8 protein-coding genes are annotated in these 15,423 nt (G+C 42.0%); 4 read left to right on the top strand and 4 right to left on the bottom strand.

Annotated features, from left to right (window positions below; all coding sequences use genetic code 11):
* Positions 1 to 93 precede the first annotated feature (93 nt).
* Positions 94 to 732 carry an RNA polymerase sigma factor gene (locus ACSLUR_RS09895; RefSeq protein WP_448554080.1) on the bottom strand — a complete coding sequence of 213 codons (639 nt, stop codon included), beginning with the start codon at positions 730 to 732 and terminating at the stop codon, positions 94 to 96.
* A complete protein-coding gene (locus tag ACSLUR_RS09890) occupies positions 719 to 4,057 on the bottom strand; it encodes a CHAT domain-containing protein (RefSeq protein WP_448554078.1) in 3,339 nt (1,112 codons plus the stop codon). The genes ACSLUR_RS09895 and ACSLUR_RS09890 overlap by 14 nt, the downstream gene beginning before the upstream one ends.
* A 131-nt stretch (positions 4,058 to 4,188) precedes the next feature.
* On the opposite strand from ACSLUR_RS09890, the gene ACSLUR_RS09885 reads away from it, so the two are divergent.
* From ACSLUR_RS09885 to ACSLUR_RS09870, 4 genes are all read left to right on the top strand, one after another.
* Complete coding sequence (locus ACSLUR_RS09885) at positions 4,189 to 6,249, top strand: S9 family peptidase (protein ID WP_448554076.1); 2,061 nt, start codon at positions 4,189 to 4,191, stop codon at positions 6,247 to 6,249.
* 474 nt (positions 6,250 to 6,723) lie between these two features.
* Positions 6,724 to 9,507 (top strand): DNA polymerase I, encoded by a 2,784-nt coding sequence (gene polA, locus ACSLUR_RS09880; protein WP_448554074.1) that lies wholly within the window; start codon positions 6,724 to 6,726, stop codon positions 9,505 to 9,507.
* Positions 9,508 to 10,147: 640 nt separating this feature from the next.
* The gene (locus ACSLUR_RS09875; RefSeq protein WP_448554072.1) at positions 10,148 to 10,687 is read left to right on the top strand and encodes a carboxymuconolactone decarboxylase family protein; all 540 of its coding nucleotides are present in this window, start codon (positions 10,148 to 10,150) and stop codon (positions 10,685 to 10,687) included.
* Between the two features lie 434 nt (positions 10,688 to 11,121).
* Positions 11,122 to 11,733, top strand: a complete 612-nt coding sequence (locus ACSLUR_RS09870) for a TetR/AcrR family transcriptional regulator (protein WP_448554070.1) — start codon at positions 11,122 to 11,124, stop codon at positions 11,731 to 11,733.
* A 27-nt stretch (positions 11,734 to 11,760) separates the two neighbouring features.
* Here ACSLUR_RS09870 and ACSLUR_RS09865 read toward each other — a convergent pair whose 3' ends face one another.
* A complete protein-coding gene (locus ACSLUR_RS09865; protein WP_116002133.1) occupies positions 11,761 to 12,042 on the bottom strand; it encodes a hypothetical protein in 282 nt (93 codons plus the stop codon).
* Between the two features lie 3 nt (positions 12,043 to 12,045).
* Positions 12,046 to 15,243, bottom strand: a complete 3,198-nt coding sequence (locus ACSLUR_RS09860) for an ATP-binding protein (protein ID WP_448554067.1) — start codon at positions 15,241 to 15,243, stop codon at positions 12,046 to 12,048.
* Positions 15,244 to 15,423 lie beyond the last annotated feature (180 nt).

The raw sequence follows: 15,423 nt of genomic DNA, 5'->3' as shown, positions 1-15,423 counted from the left end.
GCTGACTCCTATCGGTACTACTTGCCTATTCGTTGTAAACGGCACTGGTTGGTTAGTGCACGTTGTTAGATGTTTATCTCACTTATTTTTCATTTATGAACTGTCGAATACTTTCGGATGGCTATTGTTTTTGCCCATATGTTTTTGCCACAGCGCCTTAAAACGCTGTCTGGCACGGAATAACACGCGATTGAAATGACTAACACTCAAGTCTAATTCTTGGCAAATGGCCTGTTTTTCTTGTTCGTGTAAATAAAACCTGAGTATCAATTCTTTGTCGCGGTGTGTTGGCATCTCGTTGATAAGTTGTCTTACCAGCAAGGCATTATTGTGTTTTTCCAGAATATGTTGTGGATGGTCTTGCTCTTGAACTTCGGCAGTTTCGTGTAACGGTGGCCTATCTTCTGATTGTTGGTGGGGCTGCTGCTTTCGGTAGTGCATTAACAGCTGATTTTTACCTATCTGAACGATAAAGGACGCCAGCTTGTCCGGGTTCTTCAACTCGCCAGCTCTTACTTTCTCGATGACTAGGCGCCAAGTTTCTTGGCTAATATCTTCTGCTAGCGCAGCATTTTTAGATCTGTGCCTTAACATAAATAGCAAACCACGCTGGTAGCGACTAACCATCGCAGTTTCCGCTTCGGAGTTTCCATTGATTATTTGTGCGACGAGTTGCGCTGCAATTTCAGCTTCTGACTGCTCAGGTTTTATCGTCCAGTTACTTGCTTTCATGCCACCTTCCTCCTATGCCTTGGAGGGTAAAGCCAGCCCAGTAGAAAGGGTCCTGCCAAGGCTTACGGCCATTTTTTCTGCGATATTGCTTAACTGCTAGTTTGGCGCTTTGTAAGGCTGCTGCTGGAGCTAGCCCATCGATCAGCAAAAATTGATAGAAAGACGACATTAGGTGGGCTGTTGCATCATCTTGTACTGCCCATAAGCTGGCGATAACACGACTTGCACCTGCTTCGAAAAAAACGCGGCTTAACCCTTGCAAGCCCTCACCATTAACTAGTGGCCCAACAGCCGTTTGACAGCCACTTAAGACAACCAATTCTGCATCAATTACTAAGTTAGCTATTTCTGGCGCTAGCAGCAGGTTATTGCTGCTATTAGCATTTGAGAGTACTAAGCCACTCAAAGCTGGGCTGCGACTATTGGCAACGCCATGAGTCGCAAAGTGCAGTATTTGATAGCGCTTTGATAAGCTTTTTAATACGTTCTCTTTATCTGCTTGCTCGCGAATTAGTGGAGTAACCGGCTGATTCGCGAGGCTCATAATACTATCGGCTTCTTTTTGGCTATACGGTAATTCACTGGTGAATAAGCCACCTCTGAGATTATTGGTGTTAACCCTTGCAAATCGAGGGTCTTCAGCCATTCTTGGGTTAGCTACAAGAAAAATACTCTTGTCTGTTTGTCGTGAACGCCGAGCTTTTAGGGTATTAAGAACGGTCAGAGAGGGGGCATACGAAATTTGCTTGGTTAATAGACCCACTTTGTTTTCATTGGTGGGCTCTGGAATAGTGAGTAGTGAAAACGGTAAATAGCTTAATGGGCCATCGGGCACAATGGTGAGTGTTTGAAATTTTCCCCAATCGATAGATAAGTTGGCGAGTAGGGTACTGCTAAGCCTTGCTATGGCATTTTTTTGCGTGGTTTTACTAGCTGAAGTTCGTCTGGCAGGAGGTACGCTAATTGATGACAATAACTCAATTACTTGCTGTTGAATGACTTTTTCGCCAGCGAGTTGATGAACCTCTACATTTTCGCTAGTCATAAGCCAAAGGCTGCTTTGTTCTGGCGCGGTATCAAAATATAAGACGAGATCATTATTCGTTAAGGTTTGTTGGAATAGTGCCAAATCTAAATTGTCGATATGTTTGCTATTGTTATTCTTTGGGCTTTTTTCTCTGGTATTAAAGGCATTTATGCGCTGTAACTTGAGCGTTAAACTTCGCACTTTTTTTAACGTTTCTGCCCGTTTTTCGCTGTTAGCTAGTTGATGGAAATTAACTGCTTCATTGTGAAGATTTTTGATTAAAACTTGTTTTTCTTGTTGCAATTCTGGCGACAAGGAATTCGTGCTTTTTACTTGTTGTAGGCGCTGATTAAGGGTCATTGAGCGGAATGATTCAGACAAGGCAAGGGTTTTGATTGGGGATTCACCCTGTTGATGCATAAGCGAGGTAAGTAAGCTCACTAAATTTAACTTTTGTGCAAGCAGTCTTTGTTTTATGTCTTTACGTTCTTCACTTAGTTGTTTTCTTAAGCGATGCGTTGCTTGTTTCGCGTAATACAAAGCCCGAGCATAGTCATTGGTTACTTTGGCGGCTTTTGCCATGTAGTATTCAGTCATTAATAAGCCATTATTGTCTTCGCTTTTTAATTGCGCTTTGTATGCTTTAGAGAACAGCTCCTTTGCTTTAACCGGCTGATTATTAAACGCAAGTATCAGCGCTGTATAGCTTAATAAATTGGCTTGTTGATACTCATCTTCAACTGTCGAAAAATAGGTAACAGCTTGTTCTTGATATTCAAGAGCACGTGTTAGCTTTTGCTGGGAAAGTGCTAATTTAGCAAGCTGATGGTAACTGGTAGCAATATCATAAGGATTGCCTTTGTTGAGATCGTTTTTTAATAGGTTTTTTGCATAAAATTCAGCCTGTGAATAATCTTCTAGCTCGTAGTGTACTTGCGATAGAAAGTACTCAATATTAGCAATATCCGCTATTGCATTCTGTCGTTGATATTCTGCTAACGCATCTTCAAAACCGTCTTTAGCAAGCTCAAACATATCGGTGCTCAGAAGTACTTGTGCTTTAGCCTGCAACGCCCTGCCGTGTATAAGTTCGCTTGAAAATTGGTCGCTGTGCACAAGTGCCTTGTCGATAGCATCTAGTGCCTGTTGAAAATCTCCCATTCGTCGATAGACATCAGCCAGACCAATTTCTGCTTGTACTTTTGCGGATCTAAATTGAACTTTGCTAGCGAGTGAGGCGACTTGCAGGTATTGATTCTCAGCTTGTGAAAGTTGCCCTTGACGATAGTATGCCCATGCCAGATTATTTTGCGCTTCTAATCCCCTTCGCCAATTCCCGTCAGTTAAATAAAATTGGACTCCCTTGAGCGAGAGCTTAACGGATTGCTTATAGAGCCCCAAATTGCCCTTGGTGAGGGCGAGTAAATTTTGTGCCTCAGCAATAAAATACGGTTTTATCAGCTGATTAGCATCATTGATTAATGCTTGTAATTGCTCACTTGTTTTAGCCAAGTCATGTTCAAAAAAGCTGACTGTAGCTAAGCTGAATTTAGCCAAGAACCAATACTTTTGATTTGACTTTGATAACCTATCAGTCAGTTGTTGAAGGTGCTTTCTTTGTGATTCGAAGTCACTTTGCCAGTGAGCACTTTTAGCCGCTAAATATAAGGCAGATAAGCTCAATTGATGATTATAGCGACTGAGCTTGATAGCCTTTTCATAGGCATCTTGTACTGTAATTAATGAATGGCTATTGAGTTTGTTTTTCTGCCATGCGATTGCACCTTGGGTTAGCAATTTGCCAACATCAATACGCTCAGAATCCTCTTGAACAATTAAACGTTCTGCACTTAGTGAGTAGCGGCCAGATTTATCTACATTTTCAGTGGGTAAGACACTCACTTTGCAATGTTGGCAATGATTTCTAGTGACTAAGATGATTTCTTGGTGAAGAGTTTCCATTGGAATGCTGGCGAGAAAAACAACTTGTTCGGTCTCGTTATTGGAAACTTTTATTGTGATATCAGCGTTTTCTTGCGTCACTTCAACCAGCATTGCTTCATCATCAGCTAGCGAAAATAGATAGTTATTCTCGTCGCCAGCGATGCCATTAAATCTGTTGTCCGGTTTGTTCAGTAAAAAGTTATTGTTCGAAGTAGGCGTTTCTTTTTTCAAAGCTATTGAAGCTTGATTAGCGAGAGGTGAGTTAGTACTAGTTTCTGGGTGAACAAGGGTACTCATAAGAATGAGCAGTATGGCAAATGCGTTCAACATCCATTTAAAACGATGAATTTTCATGTTATTTAGCATAGAACACTTTTCAAAATTCGGTATGCTGAACAATAGCTTTAGCGTGAATTGATTGGCGAATCACTCAAAAAATGAAAATCTCAAATACCAGTGCAAAGGTAATTAATAGAGGAATTAAAATGGCCACAGCTCCTGACACCAAAAAACAGCCTCATAAACTGGTAATGCATGGCCATGAACGTGTCGATAATTACTATTGGTTGAGAGATGACAGCAAGCAATCGTCAGAGGTGATTGCTCACCTAAGTGCTGAAAATGCACATTGCCAACAAGCGCTCGCCCACACCGAAGCATTACAAGAGTGCTTGTTTCAAGAGATGGTTGCTCGGCAGGTAAAAGAACGTCAGTCAGTCCCTTTCAAATACGGCGCCCATTTCTATTGGCATGAGTACACTGGGGATGCTGAATACCCTATTTACTGGCGTGATGCGTCGGCGCAAAAGCATAGAGCTCAGCAGATACTCGATGCAAATGTGAGCGCCCAAGAGCATGCATACTATGATCTTGCGCCAATTGAAGTGAGTGAGGATGGCACCTATGCCGCGATTGCAGAAGATACCAATGGCGATAGACTCTATCAGGTATCGGTTAAAAATATTGAAGATGGTAGCTATTTAAACGACAAACTTGTTGATACTTCTGGGGAGCTGGTTTGGTGTAATACCGGTCGCAGCTTTTACTACGTAAAAATGCATCAGCAAACTTTATTACCCTATCAAGTGTATCGTCACAGGCTGGGCACAACGCAAGATAACGATGAACTCTTGTACGAAGAAACGGATCAACGCTTTTGGACTCAAATTGCTAAAAGCAAAGATAAGGCGAGCATTATTATTTATTACGGCACCAAAGAGTCGAGTGGTGTTTCTTTGTTAAGTGCCGATGATGAATCTGCCAAAGTAGTTACACTCTTGCCAAAAGAAGAAAATCACCTTTGCTGGCTGGAGTTAGTTGATGATCGCGCTTTTATTTTAACTAACTGGCAGGCGAAAAATTTCAAAGTTGTCACGACTAGCATAAGTACTATTGCCGATAAATCGACTTGGCATGAAGTTGTTGCGCATAGAGAAGATGCACTGCTAGAAAGCTTTGAGGTGTTTAATCAACATCTAGTGTTTAGTCAACGCGTGAAGGGGCTGCCACAGTTTATCGTTAAGAGCTTAGATTCTGGGCAAGACCTTATGCTTGAGTTTAATGACTCTGCCTTTTCCGCCTACTTTCAGGACAATCTTGATTTAGCGGCTAAACGGGTGCGTATTAACTATACCAGCATGACTACACCAGAATCGGTACTTGAATTTGAATTAAGCTCTGGCGAACCAACCCTGTTGCAACAGCACCAAGTTGCCGGTGAGTTTAATGCACAAGATTATTGTTGTGAGCATATTGAAGTTGGCGCGCGTGACGGCCAGCAAGTGCCCGTAACACTTGTTTATCGCAAAGATAAGTTTACCCCGAGTGAAAATCCGATATTGATTGATGGTTATGGCGCCTATGGGTTCAATGTTGACGCTGATTTTTCTTACAGCCGATTGAGTTTACTCGACCGCGGCGTTGTTTATGCATTTTGCCATGTGCGCGGCTCTGCTATGTTGGGTCGCCATTGGTATGAACAAGGGAAAATGTTAAGTAAGCAAAATACCTTCAATGACTTTGTTGATGCCACGCAAGCCTTAGTCGCTTTGGGTTATGGCGCAGCTGACAAAGTGTTGGCAACCGGCGGCAGCGCTGGCGGTTTGTTAATTGGCGCTACGCTTAATCAGGCACCAGAGCTTTACTTGGCGTGCGCGGTTCACGTTCCTTTTGTTGATGTGCTGTCAACTATGTTAGATGAAAGTCTGCCATTGACCTGTGGTGAGTATGATGAATGGGGTAACCCTAATGACAAAACCTACTATGACTACATATTAAGTTACTCGCCATACGATCAAATTAAGCGACAGGCCTACCCTCACCTGCTTGTTACTTCAGGTTTATACGACTCACAGGTGCAATATTTTGAACCTGCTAAGTGGGTTGCCAAACTCCGCGAATACAAAACGGATAGTAACTCCTTATTGTTTAAGTGTGATATGGAAGTGGGCCATGGCGGCCAATCTGGGCGCTTTAACCAGTATCGCGAAGTTGCCTTGGAGTATGCTTTTTATCTTGATGTATTAGCTCAATTTGAAGCAGGATAGTTCTTCTAAATTGTGTTCGGTTATTCGCCAGCCCTTATGAATTGTGTCTTAGAAAATTTAGTTATTTTAGCCTGTCAAATAACGTTCAAAAAATTTTAATAATCTTCTGGTAATGGGGTAATTATCTGGTAATCTTTTACCCCTTGTTTGAACTTTGGTCGCTTTTTATACAAAAGCCGAAGCAAACAAGTTAAATGTTTTATCCACAAAAATAAAAATAATAAATGTTGTGTGTAAAAAGGATTTCTGCCTCATCTTTTTTATGTATTCCAACAGCTTACGAGAAAACATCTGATTTAAGTGAAAACTTATCTCGGAGATTTCTAATGCTTGTTAACAAACTTATCCACATTAATTACTGAAACTTTCAGCTGGATTAGCCTCTAGTCTACCTACCAACTCGGTGCCTGTGCTGGAGACAATTTTCAGGATATGGCATGCTTAGCCAAATTTACTCTAAGTTGACAACACACTATGGCAAGTTCAGCCCTTTCACCACTCATTTTGGTTGATGGTTCTTCTTACTTATTCCGCGCATATCATGTTCCTTATTTGCAAGCTTTATCCACAGCTGACGGTCACCCGACAGGGGCAATCACAGGTGTGTTAAATATGATCAAAAGCCTGCAAAAAGACTATCCAAACGGCAATATCGTGGTGGTGTTCGATGCTAAGGGAAAAACATTCCGCAATGATATGTATGCCGAATACAAAGCGAATCGCCCACCTATGCCAGAAGATTTGCGCTGTCAGATTGCACCACTGCATGAAATGATTGCTGCTATGGGCTTTCCATTACTGGTTATTGAAGGGGTGGAAGCGGATGATGTTATTGGCACGTTAGCAAAACAAGCGTGTGAAAAAGGTATCGAAACGGTTATTTCAACTGGCGATAAAGACATGGCGCAGTTGGTAACAGAGCACGTTACTTTGCTTGATACCATGAAAGAGAAAATTACCGACATTGACGCTGTTAAAGAAAAGTACGGTTTTGCACCTGAGCACATGATTGATTACTTAGCGCTGATGGGCGATGCGGTGGATAACATTCCAGGTATGCCGGGTGTTGGTGATAAATCTGCGAAAGCGCTAATTGCTGGTATTGGCGGTATTCGCGAGATTTACGAACGTTTAGACGACATAGCAGGCCTTGGCTTTCGTGGCAGTAAAAGCTTGAAGCCGAAAATGATTGAGCACGAAGAAATTGTTCGCCTGTCATATGAGCTCGCGACAATAAAATGTGATGTCGAACTTGAGCAACAAGTAGATGAGTTACAACCAGTAGAACGCGATCTGGATAAATTGACTGAGCTTTTCACTCAGTATGAATTGCGTCGCCATTTAGCGGATCTGAAAAAGCCAGCTGTAACGGCTTCAACTACTGGCGCCGCTGCATCGACAGCGCCAGAGACCCAAGATCAAGGTGAAGAAGAAAGTGACACAGTAACAGCTGAATATGACATTATTCTCACCGAAGCAGACTTCAACACATGGTTAGCAAAGCTCAAAGCTGCGCCTTTATTCGCACTTGATACCGAAACCACCAGTATCGATTACATGCAAGCGGAACTTGTCGGCTTATCCTTCTCTTATGAAGTTGGCAAGGCTGCCTATGTACCTGTTGCCCATGACTATTTAGACGCCCCTGAGCAACTAAGTCGCGATTGGGTTTTGGCACAGTTAAAACCTTTGCTAGAAAGTGATGAGCATAAAAAGGTCGGACAAAACCTAAAATATGATGCGCATGTGCTAAGCCACTACGATATTAAGCTAGCGGGTATCGAATTCGATACTATGCTTGAGTCTTACTGTTACAACAGTGTGGCGACTCGCCACAATATGGATGCGTTGGCGAAAAAATATTTGAACCACGAAACCGTACATTTTGAAGATATTGCTGGCAAAGGTGCTAAGCAGTTAACGTTTAACCAAATTGAGATCGAGAAAGCGGGTCATTACGCCGCAGAAGACGCTGACATTACGTTGCGATTGCATCAGGCATTGCACGCAAAACTTGTTAAAGATAAAGGCCCATTATCCGTTTTTACTGATATTGAGCTTCCGCTTAGCCAAGTATTGCAACGAATGGAAAGCCACGGTGTATTGATTGACAGTGATGTGCTGGCGGAGCAAAGCCAAGCGATCGGCGCTCGCTTAGCTGAGTTGGAAATTGAAGCGCATAATATTGCGGGTAAAGCATTTAACTTAGCGTCACCTAAGCAACTGCGTGAAATCTTGTTTGAAGAGTTAAAAATTCCTGCGATCAAGAAAACGCCAAGTGGTGTGCCATCAACAGCTGAAGAAGTATTGCAAGAGTTAGCACTTGATTACCCGCTGCCAAAGCTGATTTTAGAGCACCGCGGCCTAGCCAAGTTAAAATCAACGTATACCGATAAGTTGCCATTGCTGGTACAGCCGACAACAGGTCGAGTACATACTTCGTATCATCAAGCAGTTGCAGCGACAGGTCGCTTGTCATCAACCGATCCAAATTTACAGAACATTCCTATTCGTAGTGAAGAAGGCCGTAAAATTCGCCAAGCCTTTATTGCGCCGCAAGGTTACAAAATTGTTGCGATCGACTACTCGCAAATTGAATTGCGAATTATGGCGCACTTGTCTGACGATCCAGGCTTAGTGAAAGCGTTTAGCGAAGGTAAAGATGTTCACAGTGCAACCGCAGCTGAAATTTTTGCGGTTGATGTTGAAAGTGTCACTAGCGATATGCGCCGCAGCGCGAAAGCCATTAACTTTGGTTTAATTTACGGTATGTCGGCATTTGGTTTAGCCAAACAAATTGGTGTTGGTCGAAACCAAGCGCAAGACTATATGAACAAATACTTCGAGCGCTACCCTAACGTTATGCAGTACATGGAAGACACACGTCAGCAAGCGAGTGAAAAAGGCTATGTTGAAACCTTGTTCGGTCGTCGTTTGTATTTACCTGATATTAAAGCGCGCAACCAAGCACGTAAAAAAGCGGCTGAGCGCGCTGCCATCAACGCCCCGATGCAAGGTACTGCCGCTGATATCATTAAAAAGGCGATGTTGGCGGTTGATCAGTGGATTGCGACACAACCGAGCGATGTGGTGAAAATGACCATGCAGGTTCATGATGAATTGATTTTTGAAATCAAGGAAAGTGAGTTAGCACAAGTGACAGCCAAATTGGTTGAAATCATGAATGCGGCAGCTGAATTAAATGTGCCATTAATCGCAGAAGCGGGTAGTGGCGATAATTGGCAACAAGCTCACTAATACAAATGTTGTAAATTAACAGCGATCGATCAATAAAGCCGCACTTGCGGCTTTTTTTATTGTAATAATCATCACTTTACGTTTTTTTACAACTAAAATGAAAAAAAATTACAAAATAAGCTTTACAGGAATAGAGTCCTTACTCTATAATTCATCCTGTTCCTCGACGTGAACGCTTGTTGTAATAATTGTATATTCTAGCTTTCCCCATAAGCTAATACGCCGGTGATTTTGTTATCACCGGTTTTTTTATGCCTGTAATTTAATTTCACTTACTTGAATATAAACAACAACCACCTTACTAAAAGATTGCTTCCAACCATTAGTCAATTTCACACTTCTTATTTTACTTAGCCTTAGCTGCTTGTGCCCTAACTACGCATTTCTATTCATACATAAATAATCTGCCAAGCTCGCCAGTAATTTGCGTAGATGTTCAATTGCGATCGTTAACTAGTATTGTTAGCCGCTATCGCTAATCAGAGTATTTGGTCAATTTATCGCCCTACACTTTGTAACAAACAAATATTAGCCATCTAACCAATTGTCACTATAATTAATTTCATACCTATCGGTACAAATTTGACGAAAACTTAATGAAGTCGCCCAATTAGCGCGGCAATAAGAGAGGAATAAGCAGATGACTAAATTAAAAACACACACAGTAGACAGTGCACCTGAAGCAAGTAAACCACTACTAGACAACTCGTTAAAAGCATTTGGTATGGTGCCTAACTTACACGCAGTATTGGCAAGTTCACCAGAGACGTTAAAAGCTTACCAAGTTTTACACGAACTATTTTCTAACTCATCATTTGATGCTGATGAACTTACGGTTGTGTGGCAAACCATTAATGTTGAACACGAATGCGGCTACTGTGTGCCAGCGCATACAGGTATTGCCCACTCAATGAAAGTTAGCGAAGAGATCATTAATGCGCTGCGCAACAAAACTCCGCTACCAACAGATAAGTTAGAAGTACTTCGCGATACGACATTAGCGATTGTTCGCAATCGCGGTCACATTGATGGTGTTGAATTAGAGCGTTTCTTCGCTGCTGGTTATGGTGATCAGCAAGTACTTGAAATCATCTTAGGTCTATCGCAAAAAGTGATCAGTAACTACACTAATCACATTGCTGAGACAGAATTAGATGCTCCATTTAAGCAATTCGCGTAATCATCTGCCTATCTGGTGTTTAGTGCCTGCGCCCTAAACATCAGATTGCGGATACGAGCATGGCGGCGTAAAATATTCATTAGCGAGATGTGAATGATTATACCAATTCAAATAAAGAATTAGTCATTCAGCGAGAGTTAAAAGGCTTAGAGGCACAGGTTACATGCTCCACGCGTAACCTAAGTACCTACAGCCATGTAGGCAAGGCATTGATTGCAAAGAATGGTTATTCCCTTTTTAAAACCAATAACGCCGCATATAAGCCTTTTAAACTCGCCCTTGGGAGCGTTTCAGCGGCGCGATAATTTCGCCAAATTTATTCGATGTAGAGCAACTATATCTGCACAAATTTGGCTAATTCTCCCACCGCTGACAGCGCTCTGAATTGAGCAATTTTTTAATTAAATTGGTATAAGTAGCCTTAGGAAAAGTACGTGGTAAGTGGTCGAAAACGAGAATTTGATGAACAAGTTGCGCTACAAGCTGCGATGGAAGTGTTTTGGCAAAAAGGCTATAGCGGTACCTCGCTTAGCGATTTAACCAGCCGAATGGGCATTAACAAGCCCAGTTTATACAGTGCATTTGGCAATAAAGAATCATTGTTTATCAAGGCTACACAGCTATACATCAATAGCAAAATGAAGCCACACTTGGAAATCCTTAATAACCCTTCACTATCGTTGTTTGATCGCCTTAAACAATATTTAATGTCGATTATTAATCAACAATGCTGTGTTAACTCTCCTAAAGGTTGCTACCTAGTGCAGTGCCAGTCGGAAATTGTCGGGGGAGATCTACCTGCACAAGCTAGTGCTGTGTTGGCGACAGCTGAGTCTATACCCAAGCAAGTATTTACTGAGCTATTTCAACACGATCGTGAAGCTGTTTCATTAAACCTTGCGAATCAAGCCGAGCAAATTGCGCTTACCTTATACACTATGCTTAAAGGCACAGCCGCAATGGCTCGCTCAGGCGTAGAAGCAAATGAACTGGAAGTTGTGGTTGATACTTGCTTAAGCGGTTTAGGTTTAACTAGACCTGAATAAGTAAGAGCTCGCTTCTGTTATTTTGAGTCATTTTACCGGCTTCACTTTAACGGTTACTTGCGTATTAAAGCCATTGCCAAACAACTCTCCTTTTAGTGATACGGAAAAGCTGAGCTCGTTGATTTCATAGGCATCAGGAATAATCGAAGATACTTTTGATAGCACTATTTTACCGAAGTTTGCTGACAGTACTTCTTTAACGTTATCCACCACACCTAAATTTTCTTGCTCGGCATTAGCGATTTCTAATTTGTTTTTTACGTCAATGGGTAAATCTTGCTCGTTAATTTCTAGTTCAAATGAATCCATTAGCTACTCCATGTTTAAATAGCGAGTGTATATACGCTCTGCGATTGTTGTGTCGCATTTCATAACATGCTCCCATACCGCAGCAATCGACATTTCTTGTTCTTGCTGGTGAAGCTGTGCGAAATGATGATGTAATTGTTGGGCGTATTGGTAAGGAATAATGATTAGGGGCGACCAAACTTCGCAGCCGTTTCGCTCACACAGTTTGATCGCGATATTGTTGTGATAAGGTGATAGTGATACGCCACAAGACGATAGCACTAGCAGGCTATCTTTACCCTCAAAGCTATATGCGTCTGCTTCTGCGTAATTAATCGTAAGCGTGTGGTCGTCAATACTACCGATACTACTTTCGCCTAACACTATGTTGGCATTGCTTTCGTCATGATGCCCAACCAAGTGAATAATGCTACTGGGCTCTAAATGCTGGTAAAGTTCTGGTAGTGAACTTGGCGTATTTACTGTTTGCTCAATTTCTTCTGCAGATTGAATGCCGAATGCTAAATATTTATCAGTCGATAGCTGATAATCAAATGCGGTGAAGTCGATTTTGACAAAATTACTGTCATCCAACACGTTGCGATAAAGGTGCCATGCCTGACCTAATGCTAAGGTTTGGGCACCTGGTTTCGGACGCGGTCTTATCCACTCCCAAGGGATGCCTAGTAGCTCACGGTTGATGCACAACACGGCTTTATTCACCATATGCAAATGGGTCGCTAGTAGTGATTCCCCTTCAGGGGTAAGAATATTCGACGCCAGTGTAGAACCTGCAACATCAAGTGCGGCGTGGGTTAACTTTCCTTGGCTTGCTAAGGCACTAATGCTCGACACTTGTTCATCAACTAAGCTTTGAAGCGCCGGAAAATCAGCATGTGAGCCGATGATGTGTTCGCTGCAGTCGTCGCCGCCAACAATCGACAAGACAATTTTTAGGGTGTTTTGATTCAGATAAGTATTGATGATCGCCAGATTCGAACGCACGATATCCTCGCGACTTGGGGTGACTTGCGTTAGTTTGACGTTATAGCGCTTTTTTTCACAGGCTTTTTCAAATGGCAAATTCAAGCTTGGAAAGGTTTGATAATTCCTAATGTACTGAGATTTTTGGTGCGCAGAATTAAAATAGCCGGTTGCTTTCGTTGCATAATAAACTTCACCATTATCATCGTTAGCCGCTAATGCGATAAGGTAAGTCGAATCTCTGGTATAGGAGCCATTGGCGTCTACTGCTACTTTGATATTGGTGCCCCCCATACCGTTGTCGAGCAGCAGTTGAACATTGGTTTCTTGAATATTGAAGTCCAACTCACAGTGTTCAAAATTGTGTTCGTTAGTGCACTTGTTAAGGAGTTCTTGAAATCGGTGTTCGCGAAATGAGTGCACCTCATCAATCACTTCTTGTGCCATTAATTCGATCTCAGCTAAACGCTTAAATTTGCTGCCATCAATGCGCTTAAGTAGCGATGTTAATCCTTCCCAAATACGATCGGTGAGAAAACCAAAGTTATGAATTGACTTAGTCAATTGATATAAAGGTTCACTTTTCGGTTTTGACGTCAACTTAGTTAATGCTGACTTTTCTAATTCAAATGCCTTTTTTAAGTACTCTTCAATTGAATCAAGTAGGTCGATAAGCCTAGGTGTAAACTCTGTATCGCTTTTGCGGCTATTGCAATATGTGTAGAAGGACTTGTGTTCGGCTTTCACGTCAAGAATCACATTGGTAAGGTAATCTGGTGTGCTGATAAACGATTCCACGTAATAATGCCCTGACTGCGTCAGATAAAAGGCTTCAGGCTCGCCTACGCGATCAATCGAAACTGAGGTCGTGCCGCGAATTAACAGAGTCAACATCAGTTTGTTTAAGGTCTGCTGCACTAACCGTTCGGAATAGCCCATCAAACTTAAACAAGCGACTATGTTTTTGTAGATGATCACACCATCGGCAATCAGCGATAAAGTACGATATGGCAATAAATAAGATTCTTCATTACCACACTCGACATATAGCAGGTTTGGAATAGTGATCAACGCCGTGTCACTGCGATAGATATCGTGTTCAGCACGCATCAAATAGTGCAAAGGATGATGCAAATGCCCTTCTATTGTTTTTTGCAAGAACAACGGGTAAACCGGAAATCCATGATGACAAAATAAGCGCATAATAATTAAGGCTAAATGGCGAGTGTCATCAGAGCTAATGGTTTCCATCAGCTTAAATACATCATCATCGGGTTGGCGACCACGCAGTAGGTGATTCACGCTTGAAAAAAAGTTCAGTAAATTAGTTTTGGTGACCGTACGATTGTAGAGCTTATAGGTGGTTTTATTGCTGCTGCGATGCTTCATAAAGGTGTTGACCACACGCTCGCCCAGCATGTTAAACCAAACGGTAAAATCAGGTGGTGACAAATTAAGTCGATAACCAAACATAGCTCGGGAATTTCCCCGCAATGCAAGGCGCTGCATACTGTTGGGACGAATACATACAATAGTTGGCAAGTCGGTTTGAATGCTAATTTGCCGTGATAACGCGGTTGCTTTGGCAATGAAGTCGCAATGCAGATGATCTAAATTATCAAAAACCACGACCAACTTGTCTTTTTTTGGCTTTTGTAACTGCCGGCTCAAATGTGTGAGGGCGCCAGTAATACTCTCGGTTTTGTCTTCTTTGAGAATTGCTTTAACTTTTTTAAGTAACTCTCGACCAAAAACTTCGCTAGGTAGTGCTTCAACTGCGTCGTAGAAAAGCTGACACAAGCTGATTTTTCCTTCGCTTTCGATAATGGCGCGACAATCAATATTGAGGAATTGTGAGCCTTCGTTGACTCCAGACTGTTGGATAACCCAGCTAACATAATTGATAAATGACGATTTGCCGACCCCACGATGACCCACTATCGCAATTTGTCTTCTACCACTGTAATTGGTCAACATGCCAATTAAATCAATTTCCTGTTCACCTAATTGATAGTGCTTGAATTTTATACTGATTTTACTTTTCAGCTTCTCGAGCGTTTCTGCTGAAAAATAAGAGCGCCGTTGAATATAGTAGGGAAAGACTTCGCCATTTTTTTGCTGGGCACTTTTAAGCGGTTCTAGTGAAATGGCTTCGTTGATAATCGTGTCGAATAACACCCAAAACTCATTTACTTTGCTTTGATTACGGGTATCAAGCGATGGTCGCCAATGTCTCATGTGCACGTCCTTTGTGGTTAATCTAGTTAACATTGCCTTTCGGCCGCATTGAGTATGGAGGACAGACGTAATGAATCTAAAGCGCGCAACACATCGTAACTCTGCCTATTAACGTTAGTACAAAGTTTGAGCATCTTCATGCTAAATTGTATGCTACTGACAAGACTCAATAAAAAAGCT

It is taken from the genome of Thalassotalea montiporae (assembly GCF_053485855.1).
This window is presented reverse-complemented; position numbering and strand designations above follow the sequence as displayed.